A 19,342-nucleotide genomic window follows, 5' to 3' on the forward strand; every position below is an offset into this window, starting at 1 on the left:
TGCATGCCGCTGTCCTTCGCGCCCACGTCTTCTGACGGTGCGCCGCCGACGGTCAATGGCCAGGCGCGGACGAACGACCTTGTGCGCCGGAAGCCTATCTCAGCTTGAGGCATTGCTTCCGCGGAAGTCGCATCACAGAATTTCTACCGCGCTTTGAACACACGATACGAGGAACCACCCATGCAACCCATCGTCCTAGTCGGCCATCGCCACGCCTGCCCCACTCACGGCAGCGGCACCGTCATTACCGGCGCCGCGCAAGCCCACGTCAACGGCCGGCCCATCGCGCGGGTCGGGGACAAGATCAGCTGTGGGGCAGTGATCGTGACCGGGTCGTCCACTGCCACGCTGGAGGGACGGGCCATCGCCCGGCTGGGCGACACCACGAGCCATGGTGGCGTATTGGTCGAGGGAGAATCGGCGTGGCTGGTGGACTGAGGGCATCAAAACCGATAAGTCGCCCCCACCCCAACGCCGGCATTCCGGCCGGGCGCCGGTTCGTAGTAGCGTCCGTTCGCTTCGTTGACGATCACCGATCCCGCGTAGTCGCGATCGAACAGGTTGTCGACGCGGGCGTAGGCGTTCGGTTTCTGCGCGCCGCGACGCTTGATGTAGCCGCTGCTCGCGGTCGCCCCGAAATCGGCCTGGATGGCTGGTTGACCGATACCGAAATTGTGCTCCCAGAATTCAGGCTGCGCACTCTGACGCGCAATCACACCGGAATCTCCGCGTCCATATCGCTATCGACCTCCTGCCCGCTGCTCCGTTGGATCCTTCTAAACACGGAACGGCAACTACTTCGAGCCGCCCTGCCGGTACTCGTTCGCCAACGAGGTGCGCCCACTGCTGCTTCGGCTCGCGCTCGCAGGATAGTTTTGCCAAGCCATTCGTAGACGAGGCGACCGAACTACGGAAATTGTATGAAGCTTTGAGGACGGTGAACTGAATGTATTTTATCGAAGCGCAGGCCTGGGCAATGCAGACAAGGGCAACATTACGTGGGGAGTATGAGGATGCCGTTAAGGTAGCTACAGCGGATGAAAAGGAGAATAAGGCCAATGTCGGGAAAGAATTTGTACGGGAGATCGGCATTGATGAGAAAGTCAGCGATCAACCAGATGCTGAAGGGTCAATATTGGCATTTAACCGAACTTATATTGAGGTGCAGGCTGGGGCTCTTCAAACGAAGCGTGGAGTCGTCACCCTAGTAACACTGCCATGGATGTATCTCATGTGGACACTCGTCTACACCACGGTACTCTCGTGGGCAAGTTGCATCAGGGGTGTCAATGTAATGAGCGGTAGTCCAGCGACCGTTGAGCTCTACATTTTCACGATCTTTTTAACCTTGATGACGGTCGCGGCATGTATTGGGTCTTACCAATTTCTGTGGCGCTGGTTACGCCTCGAAAACTTTGTTCAACGCCGTCTGCTGATCCGCTTCAATCGTATTACTCGCCAGGTGTATCTGCACCGCCCTCGATACGCCGGTGGAATTGCGATCCTCGCATGGGAACAGGTCTCGGCGGAAGCTGGGGTGGGCAAGCCTGAGGTCGCCGGCACGGGCACTCAGCTTTTGCTGGCCTGGACGCAGGACATGACGGGACTGCCTCACAGCCACCTCATGTTTGTGGGCAAGACGGCCGATGGGACCAGCGATTTGATCAATCTCTGGGAGTTCATTCGGCGATACATGGAGGAAGGCCCCGATTCCGTACCGCGCCCCCGCAGACTGCTGACCAAGCTGCCTTGGCCTTGGCTGTCGCTCGCGGCCCCCTGGAGCTTCCTTAAGCCGCTCTGGCGAGCTGGCCAGCGGCGGCTAGTCGTTTGGCTGTCGGTGTTGCTATCTCCCGTCATGTTGATTCATGCAGCAGGGCATTGGATTTCGCTGCTCCTGTGCTGGGAGCCGCGCTGGCCCAAGATCATTCGCCAAGCGGGACTGCCTGGAAAGCCGTGCCCCCCCCTGTCGGTGGCAGCCGACTGGCCCCCTGTTCCCCCACCGACGAGCGCTCCTCATCCCCATACGGCGCGTCCATGAACAAACCATTTGTTGTGTTGAGCGATTCCACCACACACGCCGGGAAGGTGGTCTCAGCGACGACCGGCTTTACCGCAGGAGGCTCACCCGTGGCAGGGCATGGAGATGCCGTTCAATGCCCCCTCCACGGTGCCACTTCAATCATTGCTAGTTGCGCCGGCTTCCAAAGTAACGGCAAGACCCCTGCCCGCGAGGGTGACAGCACTTCGTGTGGCGCGATACTAGTTGCGTCTCAGCGCGGCGTGAACGCAGGAAGCTAGCCGTACTGGAGGGCAAAGACTGATGCCGCACCCAAAACCCCTACTCACGTTTCAACAAATGCTGGCCAACCTGAAGGCGCGTCCGGATTGGCAGGCGCTTCCAGACATACGGGTTGCCATGTGGCCGCAGCAGGTCAGCTTCTGCGACGACATCTCGGACGAACGGTTATTCAACGAACAGTACATTGAAAGTCGCCTATTTGCAGGAAAGGCAGCGTTCGTTCTCTACCTATTGTGTGGTGCCACATTGGCCTCGCTCGTGTGCTTCGCCTATGACGCATGGCTGAGCCATTCTGCGGGCAGCACGCTCTATAGCTTTCTTTCCAAGAGCTGGATATTGCTGACTTTCGCCGCGTTCACAGGCGTTTTGGCGATTGCGCTTCTGAAGCTGGAGCCGATATGCGTGCGCTTTAATCGCCAAGCTCAGGTCGTCCACATTTACAAGGGGCGGAAAAACGCAGCAACGGTTGCATGGAGAGACGTGCATCCTTTCACCGAATTCAGTCCGTCCGCAGACGGCAAGTTTGCAATCAACCTCGTGTTTCAAACGGGGCCGACCGCCCTCACGATGGCTTCTGGTGCGTTCGACATCGGCGACGAGTCGGCGCTCGTCGACAACCTCACTCGTCTCGAATTCCTGCGACGCTACATGGCCGAAGGCCTGTGCGCGATACAACCCGATCCGGCACGTACATCCTACAGACCCAGCGGCTTTTCCAAGGCAGTCACGTTCAAGGAAGATGGGCTGCTCACTTATGTCTTCGCGATCCTGCTGGTGAAGCCCGCCTACTACCTCGCCGGCGGCCCCTTGATCGATCGACATCTAGTCCGTCGCACGGCGAACGTCGAGTGGCCGGAGGAGGTGGAGCGCTTGTGCTCGCCGGGCGCTGATGTGACCGGTTATGACGCCACGCCCGTGCATGCGAGCAGGGACGTCTTTCACCGCTTCAATGGCCGCGGATTCGACTTGGTCAATCTACAAGGCGAAGTGATCGGTTGAGTACTCGTTACCTCACCCCAAAATCAATTTTCCGCCGGCCGGCCTTTCTCATATCGCCACTAACGGATTCTGTTCCGCTTAGCGCTTTCACGGAAGCACAGCCGCCATCAGAGATGACCCACCAATGACCGAATTGCAGCCGACCCACAGCTTCGATGAGATGCTGGCCACTTTGAAAGCCGCACCAGATTGGCAAAAACTTCCCGATATCCGCCTTGCAATGTCGCCGCAGCACGTCACGTTCGTAGACGATGTGTCTGACAAGACGATGTTTAACGAGCGTTACATGGAGAGTCACGTCTTCGTTGGGAAAATGGCATTTGCGCTATACGGGACTTGTGGCGCGTTCGTCGCTACATCAACGGTCCTGGCTATTGCCATTACGCATGATGTCCTTGCGAAGAAAAGTTTGGGCGACATCGCTTTCCAATACGGGATAATGGTTGTCTTCGCTGTCCTGATGGTCGCATTGGCATACTTTTTCGGCAGATCCGAGCCGGCTTGTGTTCGGTTCAATCGGCAAGCCCAGTTGGTCCACATATATCAGAGCCCTGGAAAGGCGATCACCGCCGCATGGCGCGAGGTTCATCCTTTTACCAAGTTCAGGCCACCAGGCGAAGGGTCGTTTTCGCTCAAACTCGTCTTTCGCATCGGCACCGCAGATTGGGTTGTGGCTCCCGGCGCATTCGATTTCGGTGACGACTCCTCCTTAACAGACAACCTCCTTCGCCTGGAATTTCTGCGCCGATACATGGCCGAGGGCTTAGGTTCCATACAGCCAGATCCGGCGCGCAGCGCGTACAAACCCACCGGGTTCTCAAAAGCTGTCTCGCTTAAAGACGACCATCTGATCACGGTTCTGTTTGCAAAACTCGTGGCCCTGCCCGGCTACTACCTGGCGGGCGGCCCGCTCATAGATCGATATCTTTTGCGCCGTGCCTCGAATCTGCAGTGGCCTGCCGAAGTCGAACAGCTCTGCGCCCATGACGCCGACCTGAGCGGTTATGACACGACGCCCGTGCAAGCAAACAAAAGCATATTCCACCGATTCAACGGTCAGGGCTTCGACCTGGTCGACATCAACGGAACCGTGCTCGGCTGAACGACATACATAGATTGCCTCCGCCATGTATCCGGCGCATTACCTAACAGCATCGGAACTATCCCGGAAGGACTCATGCAACCTATCGTCCTGTCTGCTTCATGTCGGCAGCGCAGATACCGCTCCTGCGCAGCGGGCGTCCGGTTCCAAGAACGCGCACCCATTCGCCACTACGACGCGAACTAGCTCATGTCCAACCAAAATGCTCTGCTCACTTTTCAAGAAATGCTGTCCAACCTGCGGGCACGATCAGACTGGCAATCGCTACCCGATATCCGTCTCGCAATGTGGCCTGGCCAGGTAAGCTTTTCCGACGATCTCTCAGATCGGAGTCTGTTTAACGAGCGATACATAGAGAGCCGGATCTTCGTCGGAAAGCTGGCTTTTGTTCTCTATCTCGTATCCGGCGCATTCATTTTCACGACGAGCGCGTTCGTGTGGCTTATGTTCGACTGGATATCAGGCGGCGGGTCTGTGGCAGAGGGGCTGGTGCTGCACTGGGACATGGGCGCCTTTGGACTGTTCAGCCTCGTTTTAGGATACGCGCTAAGCAGAATTACACCTGCTTGCGTCCGGTTCAATCGCCAAGCTCAGGCCGTTCACATCTACAACGGAAAGAACAAGGCAACTACGGTTTTGTGGCGAGACGTCCACGCGTTTACCGAATTCAGCGCGTCCGCAGACGGTAAGTTCGCCCTTCGACTCGTGTTCAAGACGGAGTCCTCCGGCCTCGCCATGACCTCCGGCGCTTTCGATGTGGCTGATGAGTCAGCGCTCGTCTCGAACCTCACCCGCCTCGAGTTCCTTCGTCGCTACATGGCCGGAGGCCTTGCATCCATTCAGCCCGATCCGCATTGCGTTTCCGCCCAGCCAAGCGGGTTCACACCGCCCGTCATGCTGAAAGACGACGGTTTGATTGAATTCCTCATCGCAAAATTTGTAGTGCTGCCGGCGTACCTATTGGCGGGTGGCCCGCTGATCGATCGTTATCTGCTGCGGCGCGCTGCCGACGCTCAGTGGCCAGCCGAGGTTGAACGCCTTTGTGCCACAGGAGCCGATCTGAGCGGCTACGACACGGCTCCCGTGCAGGCCCATGAACACATGTATCACCGATTCAACGGCCGAGGATTCGACTTGGTCAATTCGCAAGGAACTCCATGCAACCCATCGTCTTAGTCGGCCATCGCCACGCCTGCCCCACTCATGGCAGCGGCACCGTCATTACCGGCGCCGAGCAAGCCCACGTCAACGGCCGGCCCATCGCGCGGGTCGGGGACAAGATCAGCTGCGGGGCAGTGATCGTGACGGGATCGTCCACTGCCACGCTGGAGGGACGGGCCATCGCCCGGCTGGGCGACGCCACGAGCCATGGTGGTGTATTGGTCGAGGGAGAATCGGCGTGGCTGGTGGACTGAGGGCATCAAAACCGATAAGTCGCCCCCACCCCAACGCAGGCATTCCGGCCGGGCGCCGGTTCGTAGTAGCGTCCGTTCGCTTCGTTGACGATCACCGATCCAGCGTAGTCGCGATCGAACAGGTTGTCGACGCGGGCGTAGGCGTTCAGTTTCCATTGGCCCACCTGCTTCACGTAGCCGACGCTGGCAGCGGCCACGAAGTAGGCGGGTGCGTCCGCGTTGTTGGCATCGTTGACGTAGATTTTGGACAGGTAGCGGCCTTCCACGCCTGCTTGCCAGCCTTCCGGCGGCGCCCAGGCCAGGGACGCGAAGGCCGCCTGGCGTGCGATGCCCGGGATCTTGTTGCCGGCGCGGATATTGCCCGAACCGTCGTCGGCGTATCGGGCGTTGAGCAGCGTGTAGGCCACTTGCGTGCGCCAGTGCTGCGCGAATTCTCCGGACCAGCTCAGTTCCAGGCCATCGCGGCGTGTGCGGCCGGCGTTCTGGTAACTGGTGCGGCCGCCTGAACTGCCGGCGGAGACGATCTCGTCGTCGGTGCGGGTATGAAAGACTGCAGCCGTCAGCAGGCCGCCTGCCATGCGCGCCTTGATGCCGGCTTCAAGGTTGGTGCTGACCGACGGCATCAAGCCGAAGTTCAGGCCCGGGTCGCCGTCGGGCCGGTACGAGATTTCGTTCAGCGTCGGCGTCTCGAAACCGCGCCCATATGAGGTGTAGACGCTGACGTCGTCATTGACGGCGTAGCGCAGCGCGGCGACGGGCAAGGCCTTGCGGTAGCGCGCGCTGCCGCTGTCGTCGGCGTTGCCGGGGGTGATGTAGTGGTCGTCGGAATCGAAGCGGACCGTGCTGTATCGCAGCCCGGCGTCCAGCGTCCAGCGGTCCGCGAAGTTCCAGGACGCCTGGACATAGGGGTCGGCGTTGTAGACGCGGTTGGTCTCGTCGCGCCGCAGGGCGCCCTGCACGCCGAGTTGCCGGCTGGGGCCCGCGCCGGTGAAGTTCTGGTAGCCCTTGCGGTCTTCCTGCATGGCGTCGTAGGCAAAGCCGCCGATCAGGGTCAGCGCCCGGCCGCCCAGGGCAAGCTCGGACGTCCAGCGCACGTCGGCGCCGCCGTATTCGCGTTTGAGGTCGATGACGCCGCCGGCTTGCGTGGCCGGGATTTGCACCGCGGGTGGAATCGACTGGTACTGCGTCGTGTCGCGCTGGCCGTAGTAGACCATCACGCGCAGCGCGTTGCGGCCGTCGACCTGGTGGTCGAAGACCAGCCCGCCCTGCGTCTGCTTTACCGTTTTGCGCGTGTTGTATTGCTCGGCAAGCGGCGCGCTGCGCGGGTCGTCCTGGAACTGCTGGTAGGTCAGGCCCAGCGGATCCTGCGCCTTCAGGTCGACGCTGTTGACGACCAGCGTCAGGCGGCTGTCGTCATTCAGTTGCAGGCCGAGCTTTGCATTACCCAGATTCTTGCGGGCGGCGCTGTGGTCGCGATAGCCGTCGGTGGTGAAGCGCGACAGGTCCAGCACATAGTCCAGTTGACCGGCGCCCGTGCCCGACACCCCGCTTGCCATCGCGCCATAGCGCCATGTGCCATAGCTGCCGCCCCAGCCGCTGGCGGTGATCTCGGGCGGGTCGGCGCCGTCCTGCGTGAAGACCTGGATGACGCCGCCGGAAGAGTTGCCGTACAGCGCCGAGAACGGGCCGCGCAGCACCTCGACGCGGTCGATGGAGCCGATGTCGATATTGGAGGTCTGCCCCTGGCCATCCGGCATCGTTGCGGGAATGCCGTCCACGTAGAGGCGCACGCCCCGCACGCCAAACGTGGAGCGCGCGCCAAAGCCGCGGCTGGATATCTGCAGGTCTTGCGCATAGTTCTGGCGGTTCTGGATCTGCAGGCCCGGCACGCTTGCCAGCCCTTCAGACAGGTTGATGCCCGGCTGCTGCCAGCGCATGGCGCTGCCTTGGACGACGTCGACCGAAGCCGGCGTCTCCAGCACCTCGGTGCCCAGCCGTGTGCCGGTCACCACCACCGGGGCCAGCGTGTCGGCCTGCGCCAGCGCGGTGGCAGCCGGCGCAAGCGCCAGTATTGTGCCCGCCGTCCACCGCCAGGTCCCGCTGTCCCGCCATTGCCGCTGTACCAAACTTCTCTCCTGTGCCTGGGCGGGAATGGGTTCTAATACCCGCCATGGAAAATACGCAAGACATCGAACGCCGGCTGTTGGACCTGGAGGTCAAGGCCAGCTTCTCGGATGATCTTCTGGAGCAGTTGAACCAGATCATCGTCCGCCAGCAACAGCAGATCGACCGGCTCATGCGCGAGGTCGCCGACCTGCGCCAGCAGGCGCCCGAGGGCGCAGCTCCTTTTCGCAGCCTGCGCGACGAACTGCCGCCGCACTACTGATTGCGAAGCCTGAAGGCGCTGCAGCCTGGTCATCCTACCCAAGGGTCCTGGCTGGCGCATCCGCCATAGGGGCGCCCGCGCCCGCAGCGAATATCGTGCCCGCTGCGCGAGGCCATCGGGTCCGTGGCCTCGGCTCGTCGAAGCTGCCGGGGCGCGCCGGCGACGCCGAGACTATCTCACGACCAAACGTTCCATCAGCGGCATCAAAGCCTGAAATACGGCCAGAATTTTCCATTGATGGAATTATCTTTTACGGATATCCGGGTTTATCCGCATTCTAGATCGGCGCAAGATTCAGCCATCGGGAAACAGCAACGAACCACGACGGAAAGGCCGCCGGATTCGCTCCCAGGCTCTAGAAATCGGAGGTTTACCATGAAGACCCTTGCTACCGCCGTGATGTTTTCGCTGGCTGCATTGAGTGCCGGCGCCTACGCCTCGCCCAACATCGAACCCAACAACGTGCCCTTCCAGGGTGTCTATGGCACCCCCTACGAAGGTCCGACCCGTGCCCAGGTGCAGGCCGAACTGGCCGCCGCGAAGGCCGCCGCCAAGGCCGCCGGGATCAACACCAACGCCGAACCGAACAACACGCCCTTCCAGGGTGTCTACGGCACGCCGCACACGGGCAAGACCCGCGCCGAGGTCCAGGCCGAACTGGCTGCCGCGAAAGCCGCGGGCCAGGTGTCCAACGTGGAACCGAACGACATGCCGTTCGCGGGCGTGTATCGCGGCAACTAAAGCGGCGCAGATTTACCCTCCCCTTGTTGTATGTTGGCCGCCCGGTTGGGCGGCCTTTTTTTGGCGTACTATCGGCTCAGATTCATGATGCAGACTCGCTTACCGCCAAACCGGCTGTTCACACCAGGGAGCCCATCTTGATATACCCCCGCGTTCTTGCCGCGTTGCTGCTGTCCGGCGGCATGGCGTCGGTGGCGGTTGCCGCCCCGCCCGTCATGCTCAACGACGCCCTCATCACCCAGATATCCAAGGCCGACCGCGCCTCGTTCCACGAGGCCGTGGCGCAAGCGCTGAACAGCTCGGCCGACGGCCAGAGCACCGAATGGAAAAGCGCGCATCAGCCCAAGCGTGCGGCGCCGATCACGGTGCAGTTGACTCCCAAGCAGACCACCCGCGCCGGCAACGACCGGGTTTGCCGCTTCCTGGTGGGCAACTTTGCGCGGACCAGCACCACGGAAACGTGGCAGTTCTGGTTCTGCAAGCAGTCCGACGGCACCTGGAAGGCCAGCGCCAACTAGGCCGCCCGGCGCCCCCCGAAGAAAAATGCGCGCCAGCCCCGTAAGGGGTGGCGCGCATTGTCATGCCCGCGCAAGACGCGCGGGCTGGTGAAGGCCGATCAGGCGCCTTCGACGCGGTTGGCGTCCAGCACGGTCATGGCCGTCATGTTGATGATGCGGCGCACGGTGGAGCTGTTGGTCAGGATGTGCACGGGGGCATTGGCGCCCAGCAGGAACGGACCCACCGCCACATTGCCGCCCGCGGCGGTCTTGAGCAGGTTGTAGGCGATGTTGCCCGAGTCCACGTTCGGGCACACCAGCAGGTTGGCTTCGCCTTTCAACGTGGAGGACGGCAGGATGCGCATGCGCAGCGCCTCGTCCAGCGCGCAGTCGCCGTGCATTTCGCCGTCGATTTCCAGTTCGGGCGCGGATTCGCGGACCAGTTCCAGCGCGCGGCGCATCTTTTCGCCGGAGGCCGAGCTGCCCGAGCCGAAGTTCGAACGCGACAGCAGCGCGACCTTCGGCGCCAGGTTCATGCGCGCCATTTCCTGGGCGGCCATGATGGTGAATTCGGCGATCTGCTCGGCCGTGGGATCGTCGTTCACGTGCGTGTCCACCAGCACCACCGTGCGCTCGTCGAGCAGCAGGATGTTCATGGCGGCATACACGTTGTGGCCGGGGCGGCGGCCGATCACTTCGTCCACAAAACGCAGGTGGTCGTGGTACGCGCCCACCGTGCCGCAGACCATGCCGTCGGCATCGCCCAGGTGCACCATCATCGCGCCGATCAGCGTCAGGCGGCGGCGCATTTCCACGCGCGCCATTTCCTTGGTGATGCCGCGGCGGCTCATCAGTTCCCAATACGTCGTCCAGTACTGATGGAAGCGCTCGTCGTATTCGGGGTTGGTGACTTCGACGTCCTCGCCCAGACGCAGGCGCAGGCCGAATTTTTCGATGCGCGAGAGCAGCACGGCGGGACGGCCCACCAGGATGGGACGCGCCAGGCCTTCGTCGACGATGACCTGCACCGCGCGCAGCACGCGTTCGTCTTCGCCTTCGGTGAAGACGATGCGCGCCTTACCGCCCGAACGCACGATGCGCTTGGCGGCCGAGAACAGCGGCTTCATGAACGCGCCGGAGTGATACACGAACTGCTGCAGCTGTTCCTCGTAGGCTTCCAGGTCGGCCAGCGGGCGCGTGGCCACGCCGCCTTCCATCGCGGCCTTGGCCACGGCGGGCGCAATGCGCACGATGAGGCGCGGATCGAACGGCTTGGGGATCAGGTATTCAGGGCCGAACGAGATGTCATACGTGCCGTAGGCCGCGGCCACGACTTCGTTCTGCTCTTCTTCGGCCAGGTCGGCGATGGCATGCACCGCCGCCATTTCCATCTCGCGCGTGATGGTCGTGGCGCCCACGTCCAGCGCGCCGCGGAAGATGTACGGAAAGCACAGCACGTTGTTGACCTGGTTCGGGTAGTCCGACCGGCCCGTGGCCATCACCACGTCGTCGCGCACGCCGTGCGCCACTTCCGGCAGGATTTCCGGCGTGGGGTTGGCCAGCGCCAGGATCAGCGGGCGCGGGCCCATGGCCGCCACCATTTCCGGTTTCAGCACGCCGCCGGCCGACAGGCCCAGGAACACGTCGGCGTCCTGGATCACTTCGGCCAGCTTGCGGGCGTCGGTCTTTTGCGCAAAGCGCGCCTTGTCCGGATCCATCAGCGTGGTGCGGCCTTCATAGACCACGCCTTCGATATCGGTGACCCAGATGTTTTCCAGGGGCAGGCCCAGGTCCACCATCAGGTCCAGGCACGCCAGTGCCGCGGCGCCCGCGCCGGACGTGACCACCTTGACCTGCTTGATGTCCTTGCCCACGACCTTCAGGCCGTTGATGAAGGCCGCCGACACGGTAATGGCGGTGCCGTGCTGGTCATCGTGAAAAACCGGGATCTTCATGCGCTCGCGCAGCTTGCGCTCGACGGTGAAGCATTCCGGCGCCTTGATGTCTTCGAGGTTGATGCCGCCGAAGGTGGCTTCCAGGCCGGCAATGATCTCGACCAGCTTGTCCGGGTCGGTTTCGTTGATCTCGATGTCAAAGACATCCAGGCCGGCGAACTTCTTGAACAGCACGGCCTTGCCTTCCATGACGGGCTTGGAGGCCAGCGCGCCGATGTTGCCCAGGCCCAGCACCGCGGTGCCGTTGGTGATGACGCCCACCAGATTGCCGCGGGCGGTGTAGCGGTACACGTTGGCCGGGTCGGCCACGATTTCCTCACAGGCCGCCGCCACGCCGGGCGAATACGCCAGCGCCAGATCGCGCTGGTTGACGAGCGGCTTGGACGCCACGACAGAGATCTTTCCCGGGGTGGGGAACTCGTGATAGTCCAGGGCTGCCTGGCGGTCGGAGGGGTTGTTCATGGGCTTAGGCCTCGCTGTCTTCAATGAGCAAAATTCTAGGCGTTAAGACATAAGGCGATCATTCGGATTTAATATCGTCTCATTATGTTTCCCTAATGCCTTGTCTATGACAGCCTTCGACCCGGATGCCGTTTTCCGGAAACTGACCTCGCGCCTGAAGATGCGCCATCTGATGCTGCTGCTGCAAATCGAGCAGCACGGATCGCTGACCCGGGTGGCCGAACACATGGCGACCAGCCAGCCCGCCGTGACCAACGCACTGGCCGAACTGGAAAGCATGTTCGGCGTGCCGCTGTTCGACCGTTCCGTGCGGGGCATGACGCCCACGCCGATGGGCGCCGTGGTGCTGGCGCGCGCCCGCGGGCTGGTGCACGATCTGGGGCATCTGGTGCAGGAAATGGAAACAGTCTCGGCCGGGCACGCCGCCCACCTGCACATCGGCGTCATCCCCTTCGTGTCGGGCCAGATGCTGTCGGCGGCCATCGGCCGCACGTTGCCCCAGGGCCGCCAGCTAACGGCCACCATCCACGAAGGCCAGGGGCCGGCCCTGCTGCGCCAACTGCGTGACCACACGCTGGACGTGGTGGTGGGCTGGGCCACGCCTTCGGTGGACCTTACCCATATCGGCTTCGAGGTCCTGTATCACCAGCAGCCGCGCCTGATCGCCAGCCGTCGGCTGGCCGCGCGTCTGGGCCGGTCGCGCCTGGAATGGAACCGGCTGGCCGACCTGGACTGGATCCTGGGCACGCCGGGCAGCCCGATCCGCGAGCAGGTGGCCGACATCTTTCTGCGGGCCGGCCTGGCGCCCCCGCCGCCGTCCGTGCAAAGCGACTCGTCCAAACTGATTGGCGAAATGATCGTGGCCAGCGACCGCGCCGTCACGATCCTGCCGGCCGACATCGCCGACGAACTGGTCCGCATCGCGGGCGCGGCCATCGTGCCGTACTCGTTCGATTGGACGCTGCCGCCGATCTCGCTTTTCACGCGGTCCGACGGCTTGCGGCGCAACGTCGAAGCCCTTTTCGCCGCCGCCTTGCGCGAGGTCTATCTGAAGGGCGCCCGCCCGCCGCTCTGATCGTCCACGGGCAGTTGGCCGTCGTATCATGGACGGCGGACTGACGCGTGCGGCCCCCGACCCCCGGCCCGGTCACGGCGCCGGTCCTCCCGGGAGGCCGTCGCAATGACGCAGGCGCACACGCAGGCTCCGCAAACTCCTCGCCCCTGGCACCAGCTCTCCGTCGACGAGACGCTGGACGCGCAGGTGACCAGCCCGTCGGGCCTGACGCAGGACCAGATCCGGCGCAGGCAGGAAGCCCACGGCCTGAATGCCCTGCCCCCGCCCGCCCGCCGCAGCGCCTGGCTGCGCTTTCTGGGCCACTTCAACGACGTGCTGATCTACATCCTGCTGGCGGCGGCCGTGGTGACGGCGCTGATGGCCCATTGGCTGGACATGATCGTCATCCTGGCCGTGGCCGTCATCAACGCGGTCATCGGCTACGTGCAGGAAAGCCGCGCCGAACGCTCGCTGGACGGCATCCGCAACATGCTGTCGAACCACGCCCGCGTGGTGCGCGACGGCCAGAAGGAAGAGATCGACGCCCGCGACCTGGTGCCGGGCGACATCGTGATCCTGCGGCCCGGCGACAAGATTCCGGCCGACGTGCGGCTCTTTGACACCCACAACTTCCGCGTCGAGGAATCGATGCTGACCGGCGAGTCCACCGTCGTCGAGAAGCACGATGCGCCGCTGCCCGGCGAGGCGCCGCTGGGCGACCGCCTGAATCTGGGCTTCTCGGGCACGAGCGTCAGCGCGGGCAACGCGCGCGGCATCGTCGTGGCCACCGGCAGCGACACCGAGATCGGCCACATCAACCGGATGATGAGCAACGTGCGCACGTTGCAGACACCGCTGCTGCGGCAGATGCAGCTGCTGGGCAAGCGCATTTTCCAGGTGGTGCTGGTGATGGTGGCGGCGCTGTTCGTGCTGGGTCGCTACGTGCTGGACATGCCCCTGCCCGACCTGCTTTTGTCGCTGATCAGCATCGCGGTGGCCTCGGTGCCCGAAGGGCTACCGGCCATCATCTCGATCATCCTGTCGCTGGGCGTGCAGCGCATGGCGCGCAATCGCGCCATCATCCGCAAGCTGCCCACCGTGGAAACGCTGGGCGCGATGACGGTGATCTGCTCGGACAAGACCGGCACGCTGACCATGAACGAGATGACCGCCAAGAATGTGCTGCTGGCGCAGGGCGTCTATCGCGTGTCGGGCGACAACTACCGCCCGGTCGGCGAGGTCACCCGCGAGTCCGACGGCATGCCGGTGGACTGGAGCCAGGAGGACGCGCTGACGCGCTTCGTGCGCGCGGCGGCCATCTGCAACGACAGCCAGCTGCACGAAGACGCCGACGGGCAGTGGCGCATCGTGGGCGGCCCCACCGAAGGCGCCATGATGGTTCTGGCCGCCAAGGCAGGCCAGGGCCTGGATGGCGTGGCCAAGCATGGCAAGGTGCCCTTCGACTCGGGCTACAAATACATGGCGCGCCGGTGCGACGACCACGGCCAGAACGTGATCTACGTCACCGGCGCGCCCGACGTGCTGTTTCAGCTGTGCGCGCAGGAACAGGGCGAAGACGGACCGCAGCCGTTGCGGCTGGACTACTGGGAAAGCGGGCTGCAGGCCTTTGCACACGATGGCCTGCGCACGTTGGCCGCCGCCTATAAGCCCGGCGCCGCCGGCGCCACGGCGCTGAACCATTCGCATTTCCAGACCGGCCTGATACTGCTGGGCGTGGCCGGCATCATGGATCCGCCCCGGCCCGAAGCCATCGAGGCCATCGCGCAGTGCAACCAGGCAGGCATCCGCGTGAAGATGATCACCGGCGACCATCCCGAAACCGCGCTGGCCATCGGGACGATGCTGGGCATGACGCACGTCAGCGAGGCGGTGACCGGCGCGCAGCTGGAGCAGACCAGCGACGAAGCGCTGGCTGCGCTGGCGCGCGACCACGACATCTTTGCCCGCACCAGTCCCGAGCACAAGCTGCGCCTGGTGCGCGCGTTGCAGGCGATGGGCGAAGTGGTCGGCATGACGGGCGACGGCGTCAACGACGCGCCCGCGCTCAAGCAGGCGGACGTGGGCGTGGCCATGGGCATCAAGGGCACCGAGGTCACCAAGGAAGCCGCCGACATGGTGCTGGCGGACGACAACTTCGCCTCGATTGCCTACGCGGTGCGCGAAGGACGCCGCGTCTACGACAACCTGAGAAAGACGATCCTCTTCATCCTGCCGACCAATCTGGGGCAAGGGCTGCTCGTCATCGCGGCGCTGCTGGCGGGCGCGCAGGCGCCGCTGACGCCGCTGCAGATCCTGTGGATGAACATGGCCACCTCCATCACGCTGGCCTTCGGCCTGGCGTTCGAACCGGCCGAGCCCGGGGTGATGCAGCGCGCGCCGCGCGATCCGGCCAAATCCATCCTGGACGCCTTCGCGATCTGGCGCATCGCCTTCGTGGGGCTGCTTTTCATGGCATCGGCCTTCGTCATTGAAAAGAGCCTGATCGCCGCCGGCCGCGATCCGGACTTCATCCGCACGGTCATCCTGCAGACGCTGGTGACGGCGCAATGGACCTACCTGTTCAACTGCCGTCTGCAGGACCGCTTTCCGCTTACGCCCAGCATGTTCCGCAACAAGGCGCTGTGGCTGGTGACGATCATGCTGGGCGTGCTGCAAGGCGCGCTGATCTACCTGCCCGTGATGAACCGCGTCTTTGGCACCGTGCCGCTGCCGCCGGAGTACTGGACGCTGACGCTGGTGGCCGCCGGCATCCTGTTCTGCGTGGTCGAGGCCGAGAAGCTGGTGCTGCGCATGTGGCGGGCGCGGCGCGACCGCGTGGCGCCGGCGCAGCGAACGGCGGCGTGAAGCGTCCGGCGGGGTAAGGCGCCCGCCCACAAAAATGCCAACAAATGTAAAGCCCGCGGCCGCAAGGCCGCGTGCGCTCCTATACTTGCGCCCGCCAAGTTTCACGCAGGAGGGCACGCAGCGTGTTCACCATCTCGCCAATCCTTGCGAGCCGCCGCGCGCTTACCGCCGTGGGCATCGCCGCGCTGACCGCGCTTTCCGGCTGCAGCTCGATGCTGGGCGAAGGCACGGGCGCCGCGGCAGGTATCGCCGGCACGGCCATCGCCAATAAAGTCACGGACAACGCCACCGTCGCCACTGGCATCGGCCTGGGCGTGCAGGCCGGCGCCAAGGCCGCGCTGGCCTATGCGCAGCGCCAGACCCGCGGCGAAGAACAGGACGCCATCGCCAAGGCCGCCGGCCAGCTCGCGGTGGGCAAGGTCGCCAGTTGGAACGTCAAGCACAAGCTGCCCATCGAAGACGACGCGCGGGGCCAGGTCACCGTCAGCCGGCTGATCGGCGGCGGCGATCTCCAATGCAAGGAAGTGGTGTTCTCGGTGGACACCCCCGCCGACAAGCCTGGCGCCGATCCCGAGCGCGAGTTCTACGTCACGACCGTCTGCCGCGACGGTGAACACTGGCGCTGGGCCAGCGCCGAACCGGCGACCGCCCGCTGGGGTTCGCTCCAGTGACGCGCGCGCTTGGGATGCTGGCGCTGGCCGCCAGCCTCGCGCTCGCGGGATGCCAGAGTTCGTCCATCGGTCCGGCCACGGGCGCGGTGGTCGGCACGCTGAGCGGCGCGGCCACGGCCAATCCCGTCGCCGGCTTCGCCATCGGCGTTTCGGTGCAGGCCGCGGTCGACGCCACGGTGAAGTACGTATTGCGCGAGTGGAAGAACGACCAGCAGAACGTGATGGCCAACGCGGTGGGCGCGCTGCCCCTGGGCGAAGTCCGGCAATGGCAGGTCAAGCGCACGCTGCCGGTGGGCAACGAGCGCGGCAGCATCCAGGCAGTGCGCGACATCAAGACGCCGCTGGCGCATTGCCGCGAGGTGCTGTTCACGGTCGAGGTCGAAGGCGCCGCCCCGGCCTACGCCAGCACGATCTGCCAGCGCCCGGACGGCCAATGGAAGTGGGCCGCTGCCGAGCCCTCGGTGGCGCGCTGGAACGGGCTGCAATAGCCCGCTTGATCGCGGCGCAAGCCGCGGGCGATACTGGCCGGAATCTCCCGCGTTGTCGCCGCCCCGTTCGCCCATGCCCGCAGGCCAATTCCTCATGCAACGCAGCGCCATCGCCGGCGTGCAGGCCGTTTCCGCCTGCAGCGGGCACGCGTTTGCGCGCCACACGCACGAGCAGTTCGGCATCGGTGTGATGCGCGCGGGCGCGCAGGTGTCGCACAGCGGGCGCGGCCAGGTCGAAGCAGGACCTGGCTACGTCATCACGGTCAATCCGGGCGAGGTGCACGATGGCGCGCCCCTGGGCGGCGGGGCGCGCGCCTGGCAGATGCTGTATCTGGACCCCGACGTGGTCCACGCCTGCAGCCGGGAGATCGCGGGCGCATCGCGCTACGAATTCGAGCACCCCGCCCGCGAACAGCCGGCGCTCGCGCGCGCGGTCCTGGCGCTGTATGCGCTGGGGACTTCCGGCGCGCCGGCGCTGGCGTGCGAGGCGCTGCTGCTGCGCGTGCTGGCGCAGGCCGGCGGGCCGCGCGGGGCGCCCGTGTCTGCGTCCGGCCGGGAAGGCGTGCCCGCGACCTTGCGCCATGCGCTGTCGCTGATCGACGACGATCCGGCCGCCGCCCTGTCGCTGGCCGACCTGGCTGGCGTCGCGGGGCTCTCACGCTACCAGGTGCTGCGCGCCTTCACGCGCGCGACGGGACTGACCCCGCATGCCTACCAGACGCAGCGCCGCCTGCTGCTGGTGCGCCGCCTGATCCGGCAGGGCGTGGCCCTGGCCGACGCGGCCGCGCTGGGCGGGTTTGCCGACCAGAGCCACATGACGCGCACCTTCGCCCGCGCCTATGGCGTGTCGCCGCGCCGGTATGCCTTGGCGGCAGCCTGACCCTGCAATTTCGTTCAAGACCGACGCCCTCCCGCCCGCTTACGCTGCTCTTTTCCACAGGGGGAGGCGCGCGATGGCGATCGGCAAGCAACGGCTCGGGTATCTCTATCTGGCGGGGGCCATGGTGCTGGTGGGCAGCACCGTGACCGCCAGCAAGATCATTGGCGCTGGCCTGCCGCCCTTCACCGCGACCGCGCTGCGCTTTGCCATCGCGCTGCCGTGCTTCGCGCTGCTGATGGCCGCGTCGGGCGCGCGCATGCCCCGGCTGGACCGCCGCGACTGGCTGCTGCTGACCGTGCAGGCCGTGGCGGGCAGCGTGGGGTACACGACGCTGCTCATCGCGGGATTGCAGCGCACATCGGCGGTGGACGGCGGGGTCATCCTGGGGACGCTGCCGCTTGTCACCGCCGCGATTGCCGTGCTGCTCCTGGGCGAACGGCCGGGCAAAGCGGCCTTGGCGGCGATCGGCCTGGCGGCATTCGGCGTGTGGCTGATGTCGGGCCATGCGGCCGGACCCGGCAAGGCAGGATCGCTGGCGGGCAATGCGCTGATCCTGGGCGCCGTGGCCTGCGAGGGGCTCTTCATCCTGTTGAACAAGCGGCTGCGCACGCCCGTTGCGCCGCTGGCGCTGTCGACGCTGATGGCGGCGTTTGGTCTCGTATTCTCGGCCGCGGCCAGCCTTGCGGAGGCGCCCTGGACGCTGACATTTTCGCAGGACGCGGTGGCGGCGGTGGCGTACTACGCGCTTGTGCCCACGGTTGGGGGCTTTCTGCTCTGGTATGCCGGGGCGGCGCGCGTGCCCGGCTCGGAAGCGGCGCTGTTCACCGCGCTGGCGCCGGTATCCGCCGTGCTGCTGGCCGCCGGCGTGCTGAAAGAGCCGCTGTCGGCCGCGCAGATCGCCGGCATGGGCTGCGTGCTGGGCGCGGTCGTGATGCTGGGCGGCACGCGGCGGGCGGCTGCTACCCCCGGCTGAAGGCCAGCGCGAACTCGTCGGAAAAGATGTCGGCCAGCGCATGCCGCAGCGCCGCGGCGCGCTCGGCGCCGTAGGCGGCCTCGAAACGGTTCTGCGCGTCTTTCCACAGGCGGCGCGATTCGGCCAGCTTGGCGCGGCCGGTCTCGGTCAGTTCGACCCGGCGGCTGCGGCCGTCCAGCGGGTCGCGCATCAGGCGCACGTAGCCGTCGCGCTGCAGGGGCTTGAGGTTGTGGGCCAGCGCGGACCGGTCCAGCACCATTGCGTGGGCCAGATCCGTCATCGAGGGCGAACCTGCGCGCGCGATGTGCACCAGGATCGAATGCTGCGACACCTTCAGCCCGCAGGGCGCCAGCACCGTGTCGTACAACTGGGACACGCGGCGCGTCGCCTTGCGCAACGCTGCGCCGTTGCAGATGAGCGGATCCGGAGGAACTGCGGGGCCGGGGAGCGGGGCGTCGGACATGGCGAGGGGCGAAGGAAAGTGTGCGGGCAAGGACATAACGCTAACGCCGGGGCAGGCCTCGAGTCCAGCGCGATATTGACAGATATTGGCAT

Annotated in this window: 19 protein-coding genes; 15 read left to right on the top strand and 4 right to left on the bottom strand. The window is 64.9% G+C overall.

Annotated features, from left to right (window positions below):
- The first annotated feature begins 180 nt into the window (after positions 1 to 180).
- A complete protein-coding gene (locus V6V88_RS21725) occupies positions 181 to 438 on the top strand; it encodes a PAAR domain-containing protein (protein ID WP_152382378.1) in 258 nt (85 codons plus the stop codon).
- Positions 439 to 443: 5 nt separating this feature from the next.
- On the opposite strand, the gene V6V88_RS21730 is transcribed toward V6V88_RS21725, so the two are convergent.
- Positions 444 to 716, bottom strand: coding sequence for a hypothetical protein (locus V6V88_RS21730; RefSeq protein WP_338616294.1), 273 nt, complete (start codon positions 714 to 716; stop codon positions 444 to 446).
- Between the two features lie 230 nt (positions 717 to 946).
- On the opposite strand from V6V88_RS21730, the gene V6V88_RS21735 reads away from it, so the two are divergent.
- From V6V88_RS21735 to V6V88_RS21755, 5 genes are all read left to right on the top strand, one after another.
- Entirely contained in the window at positions 947 to 2,038 is a 1,092-nt protein-coding gene (locus V6V88_RS21735) for a DUF6708 domain-containing protein (RefSeq protein WP_280004175.1), read from the top strand.
- Positions 2,039 to 2,356: 318 nt separating this feature from the next.
- Positions 2,357 to 3,298 (top strand): hypothetical protein, encoded by a 942-nt coding sequence (locus tag V6V88_RS21740; protein ID WP_280004177.1) that lies wholly within the window; start codon positions 2,357 to 2,359, stop codon positions 3,296 to 3,298.
- A 124-nt stretch (positions 3,299 to 3,422) separates the two neighbouring features.
- The gene (locus V6V88_RS21745; protein WP_280004179.1) at positions 3,423 to 4,400 is read left to right on the top strand and encodes a hypothetical protein; all 978 of its coding nucleotides are present in this window, start codon (positions 3,423 to 3,425) and stop codon (positions 4,398 to 4,400) included.
- A 189-nt stretch (positions 4,401 to 4,589) separates the two neighbouring features.
- Positions 4,590 to 5,576, top strand: a complete 987-nt coding sequence (locus V6V88_RS21750; protein WP_280004181.1) for a hypothetical protein — start codon at positions 4,590 to 4,592, stop codon at positions 5,574 to 5,576.
- Positions 5,558 to 5,815, top strand: coding sequence for a PAAR domain-containing protein (locus V6V88_RS21755; RefSeq protein ID WP_338616298.1), 258 nt, complete (start codon positions 5,558 to 5,560; stop codon positions 5,813 to 5,815). The genes V6V88_RS21750 and V6V88_RS21755 overlap by 19 nt, the downstream gene beginning before the upstream one ends.
- Before the next feature lie 5 nt (positions 5,816 to 5,820).
- On the opposite strand, the gene V6V88_RS21760 is transcribed toward V6V88_RS21755, so the two are convergent.
- On the bottom strand, positions 5,821 to 7,887 hold the full coding sequence (locus V6V88_RS21760) for a TonB-dependent receptor (protein WP_338619682.1): 2,067 nt from the start codon (positions 7,885 to 7,887) through the stop codon (positions 5,821 to 5,823).
- Positions 7,888 to 7,985: 98 nt separating this feature from the next.
- On the opposite strand from V6V88_RS21760, the gene V6V88_RS21765 reads away from it, so the two are divergent.
- The 3 genes from V6V88_RS21765 (at position 7,986) to V6V88_RS21775 (ending at position 9,460) form a co-directional block, all read left to right on the top strand.
- A complete protein-coding gene (locus V6V88_RS21765; protein WP_056326323.1) occupies positions 7,986 to 8,201 on the top strand; it encodes a SlyX family protein in 216 nt (71 codons plus the stop codon).
- A gap of 375 nt (positions 8,202 to 8,576) precedes the next feature.
- Complete coding sequence (locus tag V6V88_RS21770; RefSeq protein ID WP_062839690.1) at positions 8,577 to 8,942, top strand: DUF4148 domain-containing protein; 366 nt, start codon at positions 8,577 to 8,579, stop codon at positions 8,940 to 8,942.
- Between the two features lie 137 nt (positions 8,943 to 9,079).
- Complete coding sequence (locus V6V88_RS21775; RefSeq protein WP_338616301.1) at positions 9,080 to 9,460, top strand: hypothetical protein; 381 nt, start codon at positions 9,080 to 9,082, stop codon at positions 9,458 to 9,460.
- A gap of 98 nt (positions 9,461 to 9,558) precedes the next feature.
- Here V6V88_RS21775 and V6V88_RS21780 read toward each other — a convergent pair whose 3' ends face one another.
- Positions 9,559 to 11,856 (bottom strand): NADP-dependent malic enzyme, encoded by a 2,298-nt coding sequence (locus V6V88_RS21780; RefSeq protein ID WP_280002527.1) that lies wholly within the window; start codon positions 11,854 to 11,856, stop codon positions 9,559 to 9,561.
- 106 nt (positions 11,857 to 11,962) lie between these two features.
- Here V6V88_RS21780 and V6V88_RS21785 point away from each other — a divergent pair, with 106 nt between their 5' ends.
- The 6 genes from V6V88_RS21785 (at position 11,963) to V6V88_RS21810 (ending at position 18,787) form a co-directional block, all read left to right on the top strand.
- Complete coding sequence (locus V6V88_RS21785) at positions 11,963 to 12,931, top strand: LysR substrate-binding domain-containing protein (protein WP_280002529.1); 969 nt, start codon at positions 11,963 to 11,965, stop codon at positions 12,929 to 12,931.
- 105 nt (positions 12,932 to 13,036) lie between these two features.
- On the top strand, positions 13,037 to 15,775 hold the full coding sequence (locus tag V6V88_RS21790) for a cation-transporting P-type ATPase (protein WP_338616305.1): 2,739 nt from the start codon (positions 13,037 to 13,039) through the stop codon (positions 15,773 to 15,775).
- A 122-nt stretch (positions 15,776 to 15,897) separates the two neighbouring features.
- The gene (locus V6V88_RS21795; RefSeq protein ID WP_280002531.1) at positions 15,898 to 16,446 is read left to right on the top strand and encodes a hypothetical protein; all 549 of its coding nucleotides are present in this window, start codon (positions 15,898 to 15,900) and stop codon (positions 16,444 to 16,446) included.
- On the top strand, positions 16,443 to 16,934 hold the full coding sequence (locus V6V88_RS21800; protein WP_062839694.1) for a hypothetical protein: 492 nt from the start codon (positions 16,443 to 16,445) through the stop codon (positions 16,932 to 16,934). The genes V6V88_RS21795 and V6V88_RS21800 overlap by 4 nt, the downstream gene beginning before the upstream one ends.
- Positions 16,935 to 17,007: 73 nt before the next feature.
- Positions 17,008 to 17,814, top strand: a complete 807-nt coding sequence (locus tag V6V88_RS21805; protein WP_280002533.1) for an AraC family transcriptional regulator — start codon at positions 17,008 to 17,010, stop codon at positions 17,812 to 17,814.
- 73 nt (positions 17,815 to 17,887) lie between these two features.
- Complete coding sequence (locus tag V6V88_RS21810) at positions 17,888 to 18,787, top strand: DMT family transporter (RefSeq protein WP_280002534.1); 900 nt, start codon at positions 17,888 to 17,890, stop codon at positions 18,785 to 18,787.
- Here the strand turns inward: V6V88_RS21810 and V6V88_RS21815 are convergent.
- On the bottom strand, positions 18,774 to 19,250 hold the full coding sequence (locus V6V88_RS21815; protein ID WP_280002623.1) for a MarR family winged helix-turn-helix transcriptional regulator: 477 nt from the start codon (positions 19,248 to 19,250) through the stop codon (positions 18,774 to 18,776). The two genes, V6V88_RS21810 and V6V88_RS21815, sit on opposite strands and share 14 nt — an antisense overlap.
- Between the last annotated feature and the right edge of the window lie 92 nt (positions 19,251 to 19,342).

It is taken from the genome of Achromobacter sp. E1 (assembly GCF_037039475.1).
GTDB classification, from domain to species: domain Bacteria; phylum Pseudomonadota; class Gammaproteobacteria; order Burkholderiales; family Burkholderiaceae_B; genus Achromobacter; species Achromobacter mucicolens.